Here is a 20,049-nt window from a genome sequence, read left to right as displayed (position 1 = left end):
AGAGCCGCTGCGCCACCGATTAAAACACCACGCCGAGTCGGGCCAGCTCTCGACACTTGGCCCGTGCCATCGCCCCCTGTCCTCGACTCCTCCGAGGCCTCGCTGGCTCGGTCGTCGTACGAAAATTCGTGCTCCTCGTTGGACATCAGCTCGATCGCCCCCGCGATTGTTGAGAACTGGATCCGGAACGTTTCGTTAGAGGGCGGGCATCAATATCGAGTAGGTTGCCCTCGCCCGGAAAATACATCTTGAAATCGAGCGAAAACAAAATAACGCGAAAACAAAAAGAAACCGCCGAAGCACCCTCGCCCTAAAGAGCCACGGCCTCGCCCCGAACTCAACTCTACGGTGCACCACAATCGCCCTTTGCACAAGATGCTTTACTGAGACGATTTGCGCCGCAGCATCGATTCACCTTTCAAAAATGGCCTCCTTGGAGACCGAGAAGCCATGCGCCATCCAACGGCAAGATCGCGCGCGCATCGAACGACAAACAACCTAACGGGCCTTCAATTTTTAGTTGACCTGGGGTCGATCTTAGAGAGAAGATGAGTGACACCACTTTAAGTCGCAATAGATTTTCCGAATTGCACTCCGCTTACGCCTAGATTTCGACAACGGATGTTTCCTATGAATTTTGGAAGAATCGTCCTGGCTTTTTGGACTTGGCTCGCGCTTGGTGCTGTTGCTGCTGCCGGTTGCATGGATACGGACAACAAGTTCTGGATCAACGCGCCCGGACAGCAAGCAACTTATGATAAGTTGATGCAGCTCATGAGTTGCCCTGCTGATGTCGACGACGATGAAGGTCGGCAGATCGATGCAGTGGCCTGTAATTGGTTCGTGGCAAAAGGCCTCAAAGAACTGTATGACGTGGCGGACTTCACGCCCGACACGCAGGGCAAATGGCTTAGCGCAAATGAAATCGCAGCATGGGTTAGAAGTCATCCTGACCAATGGACCAAGTTAGGCCAAGCCAACGAACAGTCCACGTTAAACGATGCGGCGAATGGTGCCTCAAATCAGCAACCGATCTTAGCCGTTATGGAAGGCGACCCTCACGGTCACGTTGCGCTCGTTTTGCAGGGAACACTTCAGGCATCTTCGACTTGGAAAGACTCGGCCGGAACTAGGCTCAAGGTACCTAACTCAGCAGCTTTCAGCCTGAACAACGTCAGCAAAGCATATGTGTTCTGCCGCCTATCTGCTGCCTTCTCGGACCCGTCGAAAGTCGAACTCTATTTCCGGGTTAAATGACTCTTCCGGATGGATGAGATAACCGCGCTGGACGTCCTCGGTGGGTCTTGCCCTTCGCTGACAGTCGGTATTCACCCGCCTGCGCCTAACCGTAATATTTACTCGCGAACAACGGTACTTTTTGCCGCAACATTGAACGGTGACGTCCTGTGTACTCGCCAACACTCCGCTAGGCTGCGCCACGTTCTATGACTTGCTCAGGAGAAATGAGCTCCGATGCAATTGCTCACGCGCGATGGCGGTCCGCGCACACCCTACCAAACGGTTGCATTGCGAGCGCCGGCAGTATTTGGCGTTAGGCTGACAAAGACGAGACCGACCTCGAGATCGTAATCCTGCTCATCTTCTCTGGCAGGTAGATCTACCTGATCCCAATTGACTTTAAGGGAGCGCCTAAAGTCTCGGTGGCGGTTTTTTCTGGTTGTTTGATGGCGTCTTCGACTTTCTTATCACCTTGCTGCTTCACGTTCTCTAGAGCTTTGTCTACGGCCTGAAGACTTCCTGAAGGCGATGCGGGTAATGAGGACGCCGAAGGTAACTGAGGGAGAGAAGGCAGGGAGGGCGCCGAAGGCAGTGGAGGCAGCGAGGACAGTGAAGGGGGTGACGGCAAAGACGGTGGTGAAGGTAGGTTCGGTGCACGGGGAAGCTTGCCAACTATATCTTTGGCAAGTTCGAGAGAGGCTTTGAGGGGTTCCATCAATGCGCTAGCCGTCTTTTCCGCTTCTTTCGTTGTGTCCGCCAGATGATCCGTGGTGTCCTTGATATCACTAATCAGCTTCGCCCAATCCTTCGGCGGAGCTGGAAAGAGCTCAAATCTACCCCCAACATTTGCGGCCAAGATTACGGCAAGAAAAAATAGAAATGACTTTAGGAAAAACCGCACGAAATCCATACTACCCTCCCACCAATCATCAGGCGAATGCTACGAAGCTCGCAACAATAAGATGAGCGCATCAAATCTGTCACGGACATCCCGTGGTTTTTTTTGAGCTAGTGGCTGGCTATCCGAGCAGGACCGTTCAGTTCCCGCAGGTTGATGGTTATATCGAATGGTGACCGGGGGAGATGGCAAGCGCGATCGGCTCGCAGTTGGTACACGGCCCTTGTCGGCGTCAGTTGCAAAGGCCATCAGATTCAGGAAGTTGAGGATCCGCCAAACCCCAACGCCCCCATAACATTTGATCATGAGGCCTTGGGTGATTTTAGCGGTCTCCCGGGACTCGGATTTCGATTGGGCTATCAGCTCGGGACTCGCAACTCACTTAAACCGACTCGTTTCGGTATTTATGCACGACATTGATTTGATTTAACTATTTGTCGCGGGAGACTCGCAGTTCGATTTAGGGCTCACCGACGCTGCTCATTATCCCGATGGTCCCCGGCATCCCGCTCGGCCGTGACGGCTCACGGGGCGGTCATCGGCGATCGCGACTAGATGGTGCTTTACGCGCTCCAGATGATCCCCTGAGCCGCCCCGGTCTCGCCGATCGTGTCGTCGAGAGGCCTGATCGCGTGGCTCTCTCTCACTGGTTCGGCGGCGTGGGATAAACCAGAGACTGGTCGTGTATCTCTTGGCTCGACAAGCTCTCGACGCCGGCCATCTTGTGCAATTCCTGCAACGATGGCATCGCGGCGGTCGAAAATTCGACCGCCTGGGGTCGCGCGTGGAGCATCCAGGCGGCGGCACTGCCGATCAGAGCTGCTATGGCGAACACGTAAGCCGTCTTGCGCATGGTTGGCCCTCCGTAGCGAAGCCCTCAAATTAGGTCTGAGACGGACGGTGGCTGGTTCAGCCCCACCGGCAAATTAAACTCTCGCACTGGGTTCGGCGAACGCGACGGAAGCCGGCTCCTGCACGAAATAGTCAAGGACAGCGGCGGCTCCGGCGGCGACAACGGCAGCAGTCAGGCAAGCGAATAGGAATGGGCGCATTGTCTTTATCCAGGCTCGCGAGCCTTTTATCACAATCCAGGCTGGCTGGAAATTCCAGGCTGGAACGGTTGCTCCAGCTCCGCAACACAAGGCCGTGTTTCACCAAGGCCGTGTTTCACGCTGGCAATTCGAAGGCATGCGCTTCGATTTCGATGAATGTCCGCCCAAGCGTGCCGACAGACGCGTAGAAGTCGACAAATTTCGACCTTTCGAGATCGACGAAGAAACGCCGAATCCACGGTGACATGTGCCGCATGAAGAATGAGCGTTCGGTACCTTCGTCAGCGGAAATTCCACCGCCGGCAAGTCCCGCCATGATCTCGCAGAGAAAGGCGACATGGTCTTCCGGCTCCGTTCGCCCCGGCGTTCTTTCGATCGCGAGCTGCTGCAATGTCTCTCGCAGCCGCGCAAGCGGGCGCCCATAGAACGTCTCGGACAGATAATGCGAGGCGTAGGGCAACAGCGCACCGTCGCCCAATCCGCCGAACAGGGTGAAATACTCTCGCGACGCGCCCTCTTCGCTCGTCCGCTGAGCCGAATTGGCCAACGCGGTGTGAGCCAAGCCTATCGGGCTGGTATCGCCGCGCAAGTCGGCCAGGCGAGACAGCAGTTGCGAGCGTGGGCTATTGGCAAGCAACGTCGCCAACAGGGCGTATTCCTGAGCGCGAGCCTGGTCGATCTCATCGACGATGCGCCCGGAGGATTGGATAATCATCGTTGTTCGAGCCGTCCTATCCATCCCTATCGCGGCAAAGCCCCGCCGTGGCGGCGGCGTGTCCCAGGCGCATGATAATCTTCGGGCAGCCTGTCCTCACCCTGCTGCGGGTTCGTCGCCGGCATTTCGTTGGGGATTTGCTCGGGGATTTCCTTGGGGTCCGGGCCCCTTACCTCGGCAGCGTTTAGAGATGGATAGGTTTCCGGCGGGGATACGGAATCGCCAGGCGGCGCCAACTCCGACAGCGCCTTCTCAAACCTCGCGGAGATCTGCGCCAAGGCATCGGCGCCGTCTTCCATCGGGGCTAACGGTCCGAAACCCGGGATCGCACCTGGATCGTTAAAATCCCACTGGTTCTCGGCAATTCCGATGAAATCACGGATGGAAGGATCGCTGGCCCAGGCCCGCCGCAGAGCGGTCCGTGTGAGTTCGGCCGGAACCTCGGAGCGCAAAAATGCGACGATGTCAGTATCGGCCGTAATCGATTCAATCGACGGCAGGCTCGCCAGATCAAACGCTCCGTTGTCGGCGGTCTCGGTATCTGTCTGCGCGACCACCGCGTCAGTGCGGTCCGGGGCACCGTCTGCTGTGCGCGCGACTTTCGACGCCTGTTGTTTCAGTCGCGCCCAGCGCAGGAATACGTTGTCCGCTTCAGTCACCGACCGCCTCGCCTCCCTGTCGTCCGGCTGAACCGCCTGGTTCTTGATGGCGTCGCCGCTTGACGAACGGACGCTCGACATGGTGCCGGGCGACAAAGCGCTCGACGATCGCCGCGATATCCTGGGGCATCGGCACGGCGTCGACCAAATTGCTGCCTGCATCGGTGCAAGCCTCGCCCTCGGCCGGATCCACAGTCACCGCGAGCAATTCATAGGGAGGATTCGACGCTGTCGGCCGCATGATCACCCATATGCTCGGCCGCTCGGAGGTCAGATTGTCCCGATAATTGCTGGTCTCGGTGCGATGCAGTTCGATCACGGCCTCGCCGGCATAAAACAGCGCCACGCCGGCCTCCTCACTGAGTGGTGTCCACGGCGCGGCCGACGGCTTGCCGGACAATATCGAAACGGGCCTCCAGAGGAAGTCGGCCCACGCGCTCCTGGCTTCCCGCCGCTCGGCCACGACGCCGACGACGATGCGCTCGAGGACTGTCGATCTCAATGCACCGCCTCCACATGGCAAACACAAGCATCGTCACGCGCGACGGAAAGAGTATATACTTTTCGGGGGCCACGGCCAGTGCACCGGCCGCACCAACGAGTTGCAGAAAAGAGCGATATGCCCGATTCCGCCAGACGGTTAGTGATCTGTTCGTGCGAAATGACAATGCCGCTCGACGTCGATGCCGTTGGCCGCGGCTGCCGCCAGGAGACAACAGCGGCGACGCAACTATGTGGCGCCGAGCTTGACCGCTTTCGAACGATCGCCGCCGGGGATGGCCCGCTCACGATCGGGTGTACGCAGCAGTCCACCCTGTTCACGGAGGTTGCCGCCGAAAGTGGTCGTGCGAATACGATACAGTTTGCCAACCTCCGCGAGACCGCCGGATGGTCGAGCGAGGCGGATCGCGCCGGACCCAAGATGGCGGCATTGCTGGCGGCCGCCGCCGAGCCCGTGCCGGCAACGGCGGTGGTCAGGCAGGAAAGCAGCGGGGTCATCCTGATTTGCGGGCGCGATGAGAGCGCTGTCGAGGCTGGCAATCTGCTTAGGGATCATCTCGACGTGACGGTTCTGATTGAACCGCCCGCCTCCATCGCGCCGCCGCGCGGCGGCGTTTTTCCAGTCGCGAAAGGCAGGGTAACCGGTGCGACGGGCCATTTCGGCGCATTCGAGGTCGTGGTGGATGATTTTGCAGAGGCCGCGCCGTCCTCGCGTCGGGTCCTGACTTTCGGGCCAGCGCGCAACAACGCCCGCTCGAACTGCGACATCATCCTCGATCTGACCGGCGGCGCGCCGCTGTTTGCCGCTGCGGACCTCCGCGACGGCTATTTGAGAGCCGACCCCGCCAGCCCCACGGCGATGCTGCAGGCGGTGATCAAGGCGCGCGATCTTGTCGGCAGCTTCGAGAAGCCGCGCTACATCAATTTCGAGGCGAAGCTGTGCGCCCACTCGCGCTCGCGACGCACCGGCTGCACCAGGTGCCTCGACCTGTGTCCGGCTGGCGCGATCACGCCCGCAGGTGATCACGTGGCCATCGACGCGGATATCTGCGCCGGCTGCGGTCAGTGCGCAGCGGTCTGCCCCACGGGCGCGGCCTCCTATGCACTTCCGCCCGAGGATGCATTGATGCGTCGGTTGCGGGCGCTGCTGATCGCCTATCGCGAAGCCGGTGGCGAACAGGCTGTCGTGGTGCTGCATGACGAGGCCCACGGCGCCCCGCTTATCGATGCGCTTGCGCGCTTTGGCGACGGGCTGCCGGCCAACGTGCTGCCATTTGCGATCAACGAGATCACGCAGGTTGGGCTCGAAAGCATCGCGGCCGCCCTCGCCTATGGTGCTTGCGCATTGCGTTTCCTGCTCCGCGCCAAGCCCCGTCATGATGTCTCGGGTTTGATGCGGACGATCTCGCTGGCCGAGCCGATCCTCGCCGGACTTGGCTTTGGATCGGGCCGGATCGCGACCATCGACACCGATGATCCGGACGTCCTGCTTACAGAGCTTCGCGCGATGCCGCCATTCCCGACCGCGCCGAGGCCCGCCAGCTTTCGCGCCATTGGAGAGAAGCGCGACGTGCTTCGATTTGCGCTTGCCGAGCTGCATCGCGCTGCGCCGACGCCGGTCGACGTGCTCGCGTTGCCCACAGGCGCACCTTTCGGCGCCGTGGAGATCGACAGCGGCGGCTGTACGCTGTGCTTGTCCTGCGTTTCGGTATGTCCGACCAGCGCCCTCCGCGACGATCCGGAGCGGCCGGCGTTGCGCTTCGTTGAAGATTCCTGCGTGCAGTGCGGCCTATGCCAGGCGACCTGCCCGGAGCACGTCATCACATTGGTGCCGCGGATTAACTTCGATACGGCGAAGGCCCCTTCCCGCATCCTCAAGGAGGAGGAGCCGTTCTGCTGCATCCGCTGCGGGAAGCCTTTCGGCGTGAAGAGCAGCATCGAGCGCGTGGTCGCCAAGCTCGAAGGCAAGCACTGGATGTACACGGGCTCGCCTAGCCGCCTCGACGTCGTCAAGATGTGCGACAACTGCCGCGTCGGATTCGTCGCCGAGCAAGGTTTCGAATCCTACGGCGCCTCGCGCCCCGCCGTCCGCACAACGGACGATTATTTGCGCGAGCGCGAAACCGAGGCAACACGCCGTCCAGGCACGAAGCACGAGTAGCCGGTTTCGCGGACGCCGATCCGTGGTACGGCTACGACCTGCCCTCCATCACTCCGCAGGCGTCGCCGAAGGTTGAGCGCGCTCCTCCAGCTTCTCGGCAAGCCAGCGGTCATGATGTTCCCTGGCCCAGTTGAGATCGACTTCGCCCGTACCCATCGCCTCGAACGCGCCCTCCATCCCGAGCGTGCCGATATAGATGTGCGCCAGGATCAGGGCGATGAACAGAACGGCGATGATGGCGTGGGCCGCCTGTGCAAGCTGCATATCGGCGATGTCGGTACCGTAGAACGGAAACAGCAGCAGGAAGCCCGATGTCGAGACGGCGATGCCGGCGAGAACCGACAACCAATAAACCATCTTCTCGCCGGGATTGAAGCGTCCGGCCGGTGCGTGCTTCGATTTGATGAAGCCACCGCCCTGCTTCACCCAGTCGATATCGACTCTCGCGAAAAGATTGTCCCGGAAAAAGATCGCCGTGATGAGGATCAGTCCTGCGACGAAGCCGAAGCTGACAAAATTGTGCACGTACTTTGCAATCTGGGATATCTCCGAGAACGCCGTCGGGCCGACGAGAGGCAGAAGCAGGAGCTTGCCGAAAGTGATGTTCAGGCCAGTCAGGCCGAGGATGACGAAGGAGACAGCCGTCAGCCAATGTGAAAATCGCTCAAAGGCTTTGAAACGAACCACCTTCTGCCCGGAACGGCCTGCGGCAATCCGGATGCGACCGAGGATCAGATAGGCGAGCGCCAGTAATGCAATCGTCCCGACGATGACGATGGCGCCGCCCCAATGCAGTAACACCTCGTGGAAGTACTCCCATGTTCGTCCCGCCGGCTGAATCAGAACGCTGGCTTTCACGTCGGGTATGTCGATACGCCCCTGAATGCGCGGCATCTGCTCCAGCAGCGCGCGCTGGTTGACGGCACTCGCGTCCGGATTCGGCGCGCCATCAGGACCAAGCTTCTGCGCAAGTGCAGGCGCCGCGGCGACGACACTGAGCAGCAGCAGGGTTAAGGTCGCGAGGCGAAAGCGCGCAATGAACGTCATGAACCACCTCCGTCGCCGTCGAGTGCCGCCGTCGAACGGCTGATCCACGTCCGTCAGCTCAAGTCTCGACATCTTCGTGATACGCGGTCTTCCAACCCCACGCGCCGGAACCGTAGCCGCGCGTGTGGACCCGCTCCTCATAAATCTGCGCGATGATGTCGCCGTCGCCAGCCAGCAGGGATTTGGTCGAGCACATTTCGGCGCACATCGGCAGTTTCCCTTCGCCGAAACGGTTCGACCCGTACTTCGCGTATTCCTCTGCACTGCCAGGCGCTTCGGGCCCGCCACCACCGGCGCAGTAGGTGCATTTATCCATTTTGCCTCGCGAGCCGAAATTACCGACCTGGGGATATTGCGGGGCTCCAAACGGACAGGCGTAGAAACAATAACCGCAGCCGATGCAGACATCCTTGTCGTGCAATACGATTCCATCCTCTGTCGGATAGATGCACTTCACCGGACACACCGAGGCGCAGGGCGCATCCGTGCAATGCATGCAGGCCATTGACACCGATCGTTCGCCGGGCTTGCCGTCATTGATGGTGACGACGCGGCGGCGATTGATGCCCCAGGGCACCTCGTTCTCGTTCTTGCAGGCCGTAACGCAGGCGTTGCAGTCGATGCAACGTTCCGCGTCGCACAGAAACTTCATACGTGCCATCGAGTCATCCTCTCACGCGGTCCTGATCTGGCACAGGGTGGCCTTCGGTTCCTGCATCCCTGTTGCCGGATCATAGCCATAGGTTGTCAACGAATTCACGCTTTCGCCGAGCACGATCGGATCCGATCCCTTCGGATATTTCGGGCGTAGATCGGTCCCTTCGTACCAGCCGGCGAAATGGAATGGCATCCAGGCGACGCCCTTGCCAACGCGCTCGGTGACGAGCGCCTTCATTCGCGCCCGCGACCTGTTCTCCGGTCCGGTCACCCACACCCAGCCGCCGTCCTTGATGCCGCGTTCGGCAGCATCGGCCGGGTTGATCTCGACGAACATGTGCTGCTTGAGTTCGGCAAGCCACCTGTTGGAGCGTGTCTCCTCGCCGCCGCCCTCATATTCCACCAAACGGCCAGAACTCAGGATCAATGGAAACTGCTTGGCGATGCCACGGTCGACGGCAGCCTTTTGCACCGAGAAGCCGATATTGGGCACGCGGAACTGCTTGGCGTCCGGTAGCGTCGGATAATCGCGGACGAGATCCGGACGCGGTGTGTAGATAGGCTCGCGATGCATGGGAATGGGATCGGGGAGATTCCAGGCGATCATGCGCGCCTTGGCGTTACCATAGGGCGAGCAGCCGTGCTCGATCGCCACGCGCTGGATACCGCCGGAGAGGTCGAGCGACCACGAGACCTTGTCGGGATCAGCGGAATTGACACGCCGGATCACATCCAGTTCCTGCGGCGTGAGATCCTTATCCCAGCCGAGCTTCTTCAGCACACCGAGCGTGAACTCGGGATATCCGTCCTTCAGCTCGGAGCCGGCCGAATACGATCCCTCGGCAAGGAGGTTGTCGTGGTCTTCCCGCTCGATCTCCTGCCCGTTCACCATCACCTTGCGCTTGACGACGCGCTCGACGCCGAACCGGGCACGGAACGTTCCGCCGCCCTCCTTGACCGGCAGATTGGTGTTGTAAAGGATCGGCGTTCCGGGATGCTTGAACTCCGGCGTGCCCCAACACGGCCAGGGCAAGCCGTAATAATCACCACCGACTTCCGGATCGTCCTTCGGCGCGCGCATCGTCACCAGATCGAACTTGGCCTGGTTTCGCATGTGCGCCTTGAGCCGCTCCGGCGATTGGCCGCAATAGCCGGTCGACCATCCGCCCCGATTGATCTCGCGAAGGATATCCTCTGCCGAGACGGCACCATTCTCCACCTTGATGTTCTTGAACATCAATTCGGCGAAGCCGAGCTTGCGGGCGAGCATATACATCGTGTCGTAGTCGTTTTTCGATTCGAAGACCGGATCGACGATTTTCTCGCCCCACTGCAAGGATCGGTTGGACGCGGTGCGCGAACCGTCCATCTCGAAGCTGGTGCAGGCCGGCAACAGATAGGTGCCGTTCTTGCGCTCTGACAAAACCGACCATGCCGTCGGATAGGGATCGCAGACAACCAGCAGCTCGAGCTTCTCGATGCCACGGACCGCTTCCGGCATCCGTGTGATGGTGTTGACGCCGTGCCCCATGATGAACATGGCCTGCACGGGATTGGGCTGGTTGACCTGATCCTTGGGCAGCAGGGTCGCGTCAAACCAGCGCGTGCTCGGAATGCCCGGTGTTTCCATCAACGTCTTGCTTGGGAAACGCGACCTTATCCAATCATAGTCGATTTCCCACACCCGGCACCAATGCCGCCAGGCCTCTTCGGCAAGCCCGTAGTAAAGCGGAAGCGACGTCACATCGAGGCCGAGATCGGTCGCGCCCTGCACGTTGGTGTGGCCGCGGAAAATGTTGGCTCCGGCACCGGGCTGGCCCACATTGCCGGTGACGAGCAGCAGAAGGCAACTGGCGCGCACATTGGCCGTGCCGGTGGTGAATTGGGTCTGGCCCATCGCCCAGATCAGCGTCGCCGGCTTCTGCTTGGCGAACACCTCAGCGATGTGCTTGACCTGCGCCTCGGGCAGACCGGTGACGCGCTCGACTTCCTTCGGATTCCACTTCGCGGCCTGCTTGCGGATCTCGTCGACGCCATACACGCGCTGACTCAGGAATTCCTTGTCTTCCCAGCCGTTCTCGAAAATGTGCCACAACATGCCGTAGATCGTGGCGATGTGCGTCCCCGGACGGACGCGGACGTACTCGGTCGCATGCGCAGCGGTCCGCGTCATTCGCGGATCCACCACGATCATGTTGGCGCGGTTGAGCTCCTTGCCCTCGAGAATGTGCTGCAGGGAGACGGGATGCGCCTCGGCGGGGTTTCCTCCCATGAGCAAGATGGTCTTGGCGTTGCGGATATCGTTGTAGCTGTTCGTCATCGCGCCATAGCCCCATGTGTTGGCTACGCCGGTGACGGTCGTAGAGTGGCAGATGCGCGCCTGGTGGTCGGAATTGTTGGTTCCCCAGAATGCAGCCAATTTACGGTTCAGATAGGCGGCCTCGTTGGTGAATTTGGCCGAGCCGAGCCAATAGACGGAGTCAGGTCCTGACGCCTGTCTGATGTCGAGCAGCTTGTCGCCGATCTCGTTGAAGGCGACTTCCCAGGAGATGCGCTTCCACTGACCGTCGACGAGCTTGACGGGATAGCGCAACCGGCGCTGGTTCAGGACGTCGTCGCGGACCGCGGCGCCCTTGCAGCAGTGCGAACCGCGATTGATCGGACTGTCATAGTCCGGCTCTTGTCCGATCCAGACGCCGTTCGAGACCTTGGCAAGAACCGAACATCCGACCGAGCAGTGCGTACAGACGTTCTTGCGCGTCGTGACCGTTGCCCCCGCCTCGGGCGGCGGACCGGCTTGCGCTGTGCGCAGCCCGCCCAGTGGCAGCACGCCAAGTGCTCCCAATGCTCCCGCAGCAAGTCCGGAACGTCTCAGGAAGGCACGGCGGTCGAGTTCGCCATCTCCGCCGGATCGGCCGCCGGTCGACTTGTAAGTCTTGCGATGATCATCCGACTTCTTAATCAGCATCCGCGTCTCTCGTTAACGGGCAGGATAACTGTTGACGCGATAGAAGTTGCGTACCTCGACGGAATCCGCCCGATAGCGGGCCCGTCGCTTGTTCTTGAGGTCGACCGCCGCGGCCTGGGCCGGCTCAGGAAACTGCGAGCCGGTCACCGCAGCGCCGGCAATTGCCAAGCGCAAGAAGTCGCGCCGCAGGAACTTTCTTTCGAGATCTGCTTTCATCGACCCGCTCTCACGCCAGGCAGGCTCACAGCCTACCCAAGGCAACGGCCGCCCTCAACCGCAATCGACAGCGAGCGGGTCTGACTTTTTTCGAAATAGCACGACCGCTTTTGATGGAAAACCTTGCGCAACCCATGATATTTTCGTCGAGGCCGCGGCTGGAAGCCCGGCCGGCTCTACCGCGCCAGCAGCAGTTCCAGCTGACCCTGCGCCTTCTTCACGGCCGCAGCGAACCAGCCCTGGCTTGGCGCTTCGTTGGCGAAACACTTGGTGTATGCGTCCATCGCCTGGTCTTCGCGGGCCATGTCGCCCCGCGGGTCATTCTTGTTGACCCTTTTGGCCATCATCTGCTTCCAGACCTTTTCGCAAGCCGGGATCTCCGCGGTCTTGACGGCGTTGGTTGCAGCGAGGAAGTAGACCTTGTCGCCCTGGATCGCGACCACGTCGATCTCGTGCGGCGGCCCCTTCAAATCGCCATTGCCGCGCACGCCCAGCACGGCCACGGCGGCACTCGCGGATGCGGGCTTGGTGATCGGCAATGCTGCATATTTGGCGAAGGCTGAGTCCTGGATCGCCTGATAGTAGAAGCGGTCCGACCGGAACGCCGCATCGATCGCCTGCGGCATGCCGTCCTTGCTGTGCTCCTGCAGCCAGTGCTTAAGCAGCGATGTCGTGGTCACCACGGCCTGCTGCTTGTCGCCTTCCGTGGCGAAAGCGAGCCCGTCGAGATGGCCGAAGCCCGAGTCGCCCTTGAACAGCGTGTCGACGTTCGACTTGCCGTCGGCCGGCAGCCCCTTGATCGTGACGGGCCCCACCAAGCCACGCAGCACCCCGGTCAGTTCGTTAAGCGCCGCGTCGTGCTGCTTGTACGTCTGGTCGCTCTCCTTGGTCTTCGAGAATTTGGCGATGTAGCGGTCGCGCAGATCGAGATAGTGCTGCTCGGACGTAGCCGCGTGTGCGGGTGTGACGAAGGCGAGCAGGCAGAGCAAGGCAAGCAATCTCATTGCGACGTCCGGAAGGTTGGGGCGACACCGGTCTTGGTGGCGCTGCCGGGCTGGAAGGTTCATCCCCGGCGGCCTTCCCTGCTCCGCCGAGAACCAATCCTTCACCATGGCTTGCGGGTTCGATTGAGCCCTGGGAACCCGACAGGTAAAATCGGCGGCAGATTTTTCAGCAAGTGCTGGGCATCCGGGGGCGACGTCCATGAGCGAATTGCGCGCTGCGAGCAGGCAATCCACGGCGAGGACCGGGATCATCGAATTTGACGGCGCCAGGGGCACGGTGAGCATCCCCTGCACCATCGCTGATGTCTCCGGCACCGGCGCACGGCTGAAGCTCGACTGGTCGCTGGCGTTTCCGAAAGAGGCCGCGCTGGTCTTTGCCGACGGCTTGCGAAAGACCTGCCGCGTGGCCTGGCAGAAGCGCCGGCTGCTCGGCGTCGCGTTCGCCGATGGCGTCGCGAGCGCGGATGAGCAGGCGCTCATGATGACCGAGGAAGAGCAAGCCTTGCACAGGCAGCACATTGGCGCGCAGGTCAGGGGCGCGCGCGAGGCGCGTGGCTATACCGAGGCCCAGATTGCGAACCTCGTCGGCGTCTCGCCCGAATTCGTCGCGCGCGCCGAGAGCGGTGAGATCAGCATCCCGATTCACCAGCTCACCCACATGGCCGACCTGCTGCTGGTCGATCTCGATAGCCTCGTTGCAGGCCCGGCGTCGATTGCATTGCCTCCGGCTGAGCCAGGCGTGGACGCTTCTGCCGAGGCCCTCCTCCGCTAGCCCTTGTGGCAGCACGACCCGCTGCCGGCGCTCTTGGGATCGCCGGCGAGCACGCTGCGGCTGTTGCGGTCCGGCGGAATGTCGCCGGCGGCATTGGCCGCGAAGAAGCCGGTCGGCTTCAGCGTGAAGCCGGCATACTCGACCGGCATGATCGGAAAATCCTCGGGCTTGCAGATATGGGTGTGGCCGAAGGAGTGCCACACCACAAGATCGGTGTTCTCGATGTTGCGGTTCTGCGCGGCATAGCGCGGCAAGCCATCGCCGCCGGCATGGTTGTTGGGATAATCGCCGCTGGCGTACTTTTCGTCCCGATCGAACGCCGTGACCCAGACATGCTTGGTCGCAAAGCCGCCGCGCTTGCGCACGTAGCTGCCCTCCTGCGCCAGCATCAGCGGGCTCGGATTGACGACCAGCTTGTAGGCGGGCGCATTGCCGACCGAATTGGTCTCGTTCGGATTGCTGATCTTCCAGAACCGGCCGGTCTCGCCATTGGCAATGGCTGCGGCATCGCGCTCGCGTGACAGCACGCGCGTCGTGGTGTCGAACACATTGCCATGTGGATTGTCGCGGCCCCAGGGCCGCGGCACGAAATCGTGCTCGCTGACGGTGTTGCCGCCGCCGTCGAGATCCATGTGCAGGCGCACGTTGAAGAAATGCTGGTGCGTGGGGCCGCCGAGATTGTCGTCGACCATGCCGCCCCATTTGTATTTTTCGCCCGGCTGGACGGCGGCAGTCTGGATGATGCCGGTGAGTTTTGTTTCCAGCTGGATCGTGCCGTCCTGGTAGAGGTACCAGTAGAAGCCGTAATCGTAATTGCCGACGGTGGCGAAGAACGAGATCACGAGCCGGCGCGAGCGCCGCACCTCGAACAGGCCGTTGCGGAATTCGTAGTGTTTCCAGGCAATTCCATAGTCTTCTTCATGCATGCAGATGGCGTTCTGCATGACGAAGGGTTTTCCATTGTTGTCGGCGGCCGGCACGTCGAAATAATGGATGTTGCCGAGGCAATCGCAGCCGAGCTCGAGCGCGTTGGCGAGCATGCCGAGCCCGTACTCGCCGGCGTCGAACGCCGACTTCCAGAAATGGTTCGCGGTCGGATCGGCGTAGGGCACCACCATCTCGGTGACGCTGGCGCGATGGATCAGCGAACGTTTGCGCTCGCCGTCCTGATAGCCGAGCTGATGCAGCACCAGGCCCTCGCGCGGCGTGAAGCCGACACGAAAGCTCCATTTCTGCCAGTCCACCTTCCAGCCATCGACCCGAAAGCTCGCACCCTCGGGCTGCTCGATATGCAGCGGCTTGATGTCGGTGCGCGGGTTCGTGACTTCGTGCGCGCCGTAGTTCCGCTTCTTGCGCGGGATCGGCACGATCGGATCCTCGTCGGTGAGGTCGATGACCTTGCCGCCGATCAGGTCAACGACGGCGACGACGCCCTCGATCGGATGGGCGTAGCCGTTATCCTGAAGATGCTCGCGAAAGAAGCTGACGGCGCGAACGATGCGCGCGCCGCGCTCATACTCGAAATCGAAAAAGCCCGAGGAGAATGGGTCGACCTGGACCAGCTCGATATCCTTGTCGGCGAGGCCACGCCGATGCATCGCCGCGCGCCAGCCGGGATCGGCCTTGACCACGGCTTCGCACTTGAAGAATTCCTCCAGCATCACCGATGGCTGCCCGTAGGGCGCCTCGCTGTTCGGAATGACTTTTCGGGCGACGATCTCATCGCGGGCGAGATCGACGATGTGCTCGATCGCCTCGCCGGTCACCACGTCGAGCGTCAGCGCGAAGGCGCGGCGCGGCGTCCCGCCGGCCGCCAGCTCCTGCTTGGTCGGCTCCTCCAGCCGCACGGTCGGGAAGCGGCAGTTTTCAGGCGAGGTCGCAGCGGCGCACACCAGGGCGCAGGCCGCGGCAATCTCTTCGGCTGTCAGCGGATCGAGCGGGTGCGGCGTCGCAGCTTGCGTCGGCGATTTGGCTTTGACAGGGTCGAGCATGATGATGTCCAGACGTCAGCGCGGAGCGAGATGCGCGGTGATGGCGCGGAAGCCGGCGAGCCAGCGGAGGTCGATCGGTACGTCCATGGCCTTCGGCTGCGTCGCGAGCTTGACGATGACGGTGTCCGCATCAGGGTCGACCAGCATCAGCTGGCCGTGAATGCCGATCGCGGTCAGCGCGTTGCGCAACGGATCGATCGTGAACCATTTGCTGCGGTAGCGCGCGCCCGGGAAGAACTCGGCGAGGTCGCCGTCGGCCCAGGCTTTGGGATCGCCATTCTCGTGGATGTCGTCGATCCACCAGCCCGGCACCACCTGCCGCCCCTCGACCACGCCGCGGCAGCGGATCATCTCGCCGAAACGCAGCAGGTCTCGCGCGGTGACGGAGAGCCCACCGGCGATGCGGCCCATGCCGTGGCTGTCCAGCGTGAGCGAGCCATCCTCCTCGGCGCCTATCGGCTGCCACAGATATTCGGAGAGGATGCGATGGTAGGGCATGCCGCAGGCGCGCTCATAGACCCAGCCGAGCACCTCGGTGTTGGTCGAAACGTAGTGAAACACCTTGCCGTGCGGCTTGCCGGTGCCGCGCAACGTCGCGAGATAGGCCCGCTGATGGCCAGGCTCGACGCCGGGCGGTGGCACGTCCCATCCTGACGAGAAGCGGTAGCGCGCGACGTCCCCATTCGGGTCCTCGTAGTCCTCCTCGAACTTGATGGCGACCGCCATGTCGAGGAGATTGCGCACCGTGCAGCCGCCATAGACCGAGGTCTCGAGCTCCGGCACGTAGCGCACCACCCTCGCCTCCGGATCGACCAGGCCGCGCGCGGCCAGCACACCGCCGAGCGTGCCGGCGATCGACTTGCTGATCGAGCAGATCAGGTGCGGCGTGGTCACGCTCATCCCGTCGCCGTACCATTCGTGGACCAGGGTGCCCCGATGCATCACGAGCAGCGCATCGGCGAAGGTCTCGCGCAGCGTCGCCTCGATCGTGGTCGCCGTTCCATCGGGCGCGGTGAAGCCGAGCTTTGCCAGCTCGCGCGGCGCGCTCGGCATCGGTGTTGGACGAGCCGAGCGGCGCACCTCGGCGGTCGGTAGCACTTCGCGAACATGCGTAAAGCCCCACCGGATCGCAGGAGCGCTGCGCCAGTTGGCGCGCGTCACCTGCGCCTCGAGCGCGGGCGGGCTGCCGCGCATGATCTCGGTCGGTCGCATCTCGATCCTCCGCAGGCGATCCCGGCCCCGATGCCGGGAACGGCAATGGGGAAGACTGCACACCGGTCGCGTCGGGCGTTATCGAGATCCGGCAATATTTTGCTGGACAGCGCCCATGGTCGTGCCAGTCTGGCGTGGTTCTTGCCAGCTATTCGGCTCAAAGATTCCGGCGTCCTGTCATGGCGTTAAGCGCAATTCCTCCGATTCAAGACTCGGCTGCTAACCTGTTCCAGGCAAGCAGCACGGACGTCGACGAGCATTGCGCTTCGCTCGGACGCTGGCGCCTGAGCTACGACCAGATCAGTGCCGGCGCCTTCACGGGCAGCTTCACCCAGCTTTCGCTGCCCCGCCTCGAGGTATTCCGCGAGGTCACCAGCCAACAGGTCCGCCAATATGGTCAGCTCGGTGCCGACAGCTTTGGCATCGGCCTGCCCTGGCACGGCGAGGGCGAGGTCAATTGCAACGGCGCCAGCGTCGCAGGCGCCCAGGTGATCGTCTGCATCGACGCCGAGGTCGACATGTGCACGCCGAAGGCGTTCGAGTTCCGCGGTGTCGTCACCAGCGCAGCGCTGATCGAGGAGCTGGCTGCGCGCCTTGATATCGAACTCCCGCGCAGCGCCTGGCATCAGTTGCAGGTGATTGAAATGGCAGAGACGCCGGTCGCGCGGCTGCGCGCGCATCTGGCGGCGATCCAGGAGACCATTACGACCGCGCCAAAACGTTTCGACGATCCGGCGGCGAGGCAGGCGCTGGAGGATGCCCTCCTCGTCGAAATCATGGACATGCTGCCGACGGCGCGCCCTGCCGATCCCGGCCGCAGCGCCGTGGCGCGCAAGCGCACCGTCGACCGCGCCCGCGCGCTGATGCATGGCAGCGGCGACCGCTCGCTCTCGCTGCTGGAGGTCTGCAAGGCGGTCGGCGCCAGCCCGCGCAAGCTCGGCTATTGCTTCCAGGAGGTTTTGGGGACGAGCCCGATGCATTATTGGCGCGCGATGCGGCTGAACCGCGCCCGTCGCGACCTCAAGCGCGGCGCCGAGACGTCAGTCTATGACGTCGCCGTGCAGCACGGCTTCTGGCACTTCAGCCAGTTCTCGCTGGACTACAAGCGCCATTTCTCCGAGCTGCCTTCGGAGACGCTGCGGCGCGCCAGGCTGGCTGCCTGACGGTCGTCAGCGGTGCCGCAGCCGGCGGTTGACCCGGCGCGCCAGATAATCGCCGGCGCTCTGGACCAGCTGCACCAGGGCGATCAGCACGACCACGACGGCCAGCATCATCTCCGGCATGAAGCGCTGGTAGCCGTAGCGGATGCCGAGATCGCCAAGCCCGCCGCCACCGACGGCGCCGACCATGGCGCAGTAGCCGAGCAGGCTGACGACTGCGAGCGTCAGCGCAAGCAGCAGACCGGGCAGAGCCTCGGGGATCAGCACCTTGAACACGATCTGGATTGGGGAAGCCCCGAACGAGGACGCGGTCTCGATCAGGCCGCTGTCGACCTCGCGGATCGCGGCTTCGACCAGGCGCGCGATGAACGGCGCCGAGGCAATGGTCAGTGGCACGATCGCTGCCGTCGAGCCGATCGAGGTGCCGGCGACCAGCCGCGTGAACGGGATGATGGCGACGACGAGAATGATAAAGGGCGTCGAGCGCGTCGCATTGACGACAATGCCGAGCAAGCGATTGACCGTGGGAGCCGCGAACAGCTCGCCCTTCCGGCTGGTGGCAAGGAAGACGCCGAGCGGCAGGCCGAAGGCGGTGCCGAGCAGCGCCGCGATGCCGACCATGTACAGGCTCTCGCCGGTGGCCTGGATGATCAGATTGATGAGTTCAGGCGACATAGCCGAGACGCTCCGCCGAGACTTGATATTGAGACAGCCAGGCCAGCGTGCGTGTCGCCGCGCCCTCGCCGCCGGGAATGCCGAGCACCAGCGAGCCCACATGCTGGCCGCCGATCTCGTCGATGCGCGCCGAGAGCAGCGAGACGTCGAGGCCGAGCTCGCGAGCAAGCCGCGCGATCAGCGTGTCGCCGGCCCCTGCCCCGCGCACCTGGACGCGGATCACGGCGTGGCTGCCCGGCTCCTGCACGATCCGGCTGGCCAGCGAGACCGGCAAGCTGTCGCCGGTCACCTCGGCCAGGAATGACTGCGTGATCGGATGCTTCGGATCCGTGAAGATATCAGCGACATGGCCGCTCTCGACGACATGGCCGGCATCTAACACGACGACTTCCTTGGCGAGCTGGCGCACCACGGACATTTCATGGGTGATCAGCACGATGGTCACCCCAAGCTCGCGGTTGATGTTGGCGAGCAGATCGAGGATGGCGCGCGTGGTCTGCGGATCGAGCGCAGACGTCGCCTCATCCGACAGCAGCACGCTCAGTCGCGTTGCCAGCGCGCGGGCAATGCCAACGCGCTGCTTCTGACCGCCGGAGAGCTCGGAGGGGTAACGGTCGTGCTTGTCGGCGATCCCGACCAGTTCAAGCAGTTCGGTCACGCGCGCGCGGATATCGGCTTTCGACCAGCCGGCGATCTCCAGCGGCAGCGCGATGTTGTCGGCGGCGGTGCGCGACGACAGCAGGTTGAAGTGCTGGAAGATCATGCCGATCGAGCGCTGCGCGAGCCGTAACTCCCGTCCCGTGAGCGCCGAGATGTCTCTGTTATCGACGATCACACGGCCGATGGTGGGCTTCTCCAGCCCGTTGATCAGCCGAACCAGGCTCGACTTGCCGGCGCCGGAGCGGCCGATCACGCCGGTGATGGAACCGCGCGCGATCGCGAAGTCGATGCCCTGCAGCGCGTTGACGCCGGGCTTGCCGCGATAGGCCGGATAGGTCTTCGAGATGTTCTCGAAACGGACCATCGCCTCCGGCTCCGCCGCGGCGTCTCGGATCTCGACCGGCTCTCCGATCACCAGCGACAGGTGCGCATTCATGGCAGCGGCTTTCATGCAGATACTTA

The 20,049-nt window shown here is 62.4% G+C and carries 18 protein-coding genes; 4 read left to right on the top strand and 14 right to left on the bottom strand.

Annotation, left to right across the window (positions count from 1 at the left end; genetic code table 11):
* The first annotated feature begins 630 nt into the window (after window positions 1-630).
* Complete coding sequence (locus ACP2YP_RS20035) at window positions 631-1,257, top strand: hypothetical protein (protein ID WP_426418095.1); 627 nt, start codon at window positions 631-633, stop codon at window positions 1,255-1,257.
* A 361-nt stretch (window positions 1,258-1,618) separates the two neighbouring features.
* Here ACP2YP_RS20035 and ACP2YP_RS20030 read toward each other — a convergent pair whose 3' ends face one another.
* From ACP2YP_RS20030 to ACP2YP_RS20010, 5 genes are all read right to left on the bottom strand, one after another.
* Entirely contained in the window at window positions 1,619-2,149 is a 531-nt protein-coding gene (locus tag ACP2YP_RS20030) for a hypothetical protein (protein ID WP_426418094.1), read from the bottom strand.
* A gap of 631 nt (window positions 2,150-2,780) precedes the next feature.
* Window positions 2,781-2,990: a hypothetical protein gene (locus tag ACP2YP_RS20025; RefSeq protein ID WP_426418093.1), complete on the bottom strand. Its 210-nt coding sequence runs from the start codon at window positions 2,988-2,990 to the stop codon at window positions 2,781-2,783.
* Window positions 2,991-3,304: 314 nt separating this feature from the next.
* Window positions 3,305-3,904 carry a TorD/DmsD family molecular chaperone gene (locus tag ACP2YP_RS20020; protein WP_426418092.1) on the bottom strand — a complete coding sequence of 200 codons (600 nt, stop codon included), beginning with the start codon at window positions 3,902-3,904 and terminating at the stop codon, window positions 3,305-3,307.
* 26 nt (window positions 3,905-3,930) lie between these two features.
* The gene (locus ACP2YP_RS20015) at window positions 3,931-4,563 is read right to left on the bottom strand and encodes a DUF3306 domain-containing protein (RefSeq protein ID WP_426418091.1); all 633 of its coding nucleotides are present in this window, start codon (window positions 4,561-4,563) and stop codon (window positions 3,931-3,933) included.
* Window positions 4,556-5,026, bottom strand: a complete 471-nt coding sequence (locus tag ACP2YP_RS20010) for a DUF3305 domain-containing protein (protein ID WP_426426207.1) — start codon at window positions 5,024-5,026, stop codon at window positions 4,556-4,558. The genes ACP2YP_RS20015 and ACP2YP_RS20010 overlap by 8 nt, the downstream gene beginning before the upstream one ends.
* A 204-nt stretch (window positions 5,027-5,230) precedes the next feature.
* Here ACP2YP_RS20010 and ACP2YP_RS20005 point away from each other — a divergent pair, with 204 nt between their 5' ends.
* On the top strand, window positions 5,231-7,225 hold the full coding sequence (locus ACP2YP_RS20005; protein WP_426418090.1) for a 4Fe-4S dicluster domain-containing protein: 1,995 nt from the start codon (window positions 5,231-5,233) through the stop codon (window positions 7,223-7,225).
* Window positions 7,226-7,273: 48 nt separating this feature from the next.
* Here the strand turns inward: ACP2YP_RS20005 and ACP2YP_RS20000 are convergent, their stop codons facing one another.
* The 5 genes from ACP2YP_RS20000 to ACP2YP_RS19980 all read right to left on the bottom strand — a co-directional run bounded on the left by ACP2YP_RS20000 (window position 7,274) and on the right by ACP2YP_RS19980 (window position 13,117).
* Window positions 7,274-8,272, bottom strand: a complete 999-nt coding sequence (locus tag ACP2YP_RS20000; protein WP_426418089.1) for a formate dehydrogenase subunit gamma — start codon at window positions 8,270-8,272, stop codon at window positions 7,274-7,276.
* A gap of 58 nt (window positions 8,273-8,330) precedes the next feature.
* Window positions 8,331-8,933 (bottom strand): formate dehydrogenase FDH3 subunit beta, encoded by a 603-nt coding sequence (gene fdh3B, locus ACP2YP_RS19995; protein ID WP_426418088.1) that lies wholly within the window; start codon window positions 8,931-8,933, stop codon window positions 8,331-8,333.
* A gap of 12 nt (window positions 8,934-8,945) precedes the next feature.
* Window positions 8,946-11,897: a formate dehydrogenase subunit alpha gene (locus ACP2YP_RS19990; protein WP_426418087.1), complete on the bottom strand. Its 2,952-nt coding sequence runs from the start codon at window positions 11,895-11,897 to the stop codon at window positions 8,946-8,948.
* Between the two features lie 12 nt (window positions 11,898-11,909).
* The gene (locus ACP2YP_RS19985; RefSeq protein ID WP_426418086.1) at window positions 11,910-12,113 is read right to left on the bottom strand and encodes a formate dehydrogenase; all 204 of its coding nucleotides are present in this window, start codon (window positions 12,111-12,113) and stop codon (window positions 11,910-11,912) included.
* A gap of 176 nt (window positions 12,114-12,289) precedes the next feature.
* Window positions 12,290-13,117, bottom strand: a complete 828-nt coding sequence (locus ACP2YP_RS19980) for a hypothetical protein (protein WP_426418085.1) — start codon at window positions 13,115-13,117, stop codon at window positions 12,290-12,292.
* A gap of 199 nt (window positions 13,118-13,316) precedes the next feature.
* On the opposite strand from ACP2YP_RS19980, the gene ACP2YP_RS19975 reads away from it, so the two are divergent.
* Entirely contained in the window at window positions 13,317-13,889 is a 573-nt protein-coding gene (locus tag ACP2YP_RS19975) for a helix-turn-helix domain-containing protein (RefSeq protein WP_426418084.1), read from the top strand.
* On the opposite strand, the gene ACP2YP_RS19970 is transcribed toward ACP2YP_RS19975, so the two are convergent.
* Window positions 13,886-15,880, bottom strand: coding sequence for a primary-amine oxidase (locus ACP2YP_RS19970; RefSeq protein ID WP_426418083.1), 1,995 nt, complete (start codon window positions 15,878-15,880; stop codon window positions 13,886-13,888). The two genes, ACP2YP_RS19975 and ACP2YP_RS19970, sit on opposite strands and share 4 nt — an antisense overlap.
* A gap of 15 nt (window positions 15,881-15,895) precedes the next feature.
* Window positions 15,896-17,092: a serine hydrolase domain-containing protein gene (locus ACP2YP_RS19965; RefSeq protein ID WP_426418082.1), complete on the bottom strand. Its 1,197-nt coding sequence runs from the start codon at window positions 17,090-17,092 to the stop codon at window positions 15,896-15,898.
* Between the two features lie 179 nt (window positions 17,093-17,271).
* Here ACP2YP_RS19965 and ACP2YP_RS19960 point away from each other — a divergent pair, with 179 nt between their 5' ends.
* Window positions 17,272-18,255 carry a helix-turn-helix domain-containing protein gene (locus ACP2YP_RS19960; RefSeq protein ID WP_426418081.1) on the top strand — a complete coding sequence of 328 codons (984 nt, stop codon included), beginning with the start codon at window positions 17,272-17,274 and terminating at the stop codon, window positions 18,253-18,255.
* Between the two features lie 6 nt (window positions 18,256-18,261).
* Here ACP2YP_RS19960 and ACP2YP_RS19955 read toward each other — a convergent pair whose 3' ends face one another.
* Complete coding sequence (locus tag ACP2YP_RS19955; RefSeq protein ID WP_426418080.1) at window positions 18,262-18,927, bottom strand: methionine ABC transporter permease; 666 nt, start codon at window positions 18,925-18,927, stop codon at window positions 18,262-18,264.
* A complete protein-coding gene (locus ACP2YP_RS19950) occupies window positions 18,917-20,038 on the bottom strand; it encodes a methionine ABC transporter ATP-binding protein (protein ID WP_426418079.1) in 1,122 nt (373 codons plus the stop codon). The genes ACP2YP_RS19955 and ACP2YP_RS19950 overlap by 11 nt, the downstream gene beginning before the upstream one ends.
* Window positions 20,039-20,049 lie beyond the last annotated feature (11 nt).

The organism is Bradyrhizobium genosp. A, assembly GCF_049949275.1.
Classification (GTDB): Bacteria; Pseudomonadota; Alphaproteobacteria; order Rhizobiales; family Xanthobacteraceae; genus Bradyrhizobium.
This window is presented reverse-complemented; position numbering and strand designations above follow the sequence as displayed.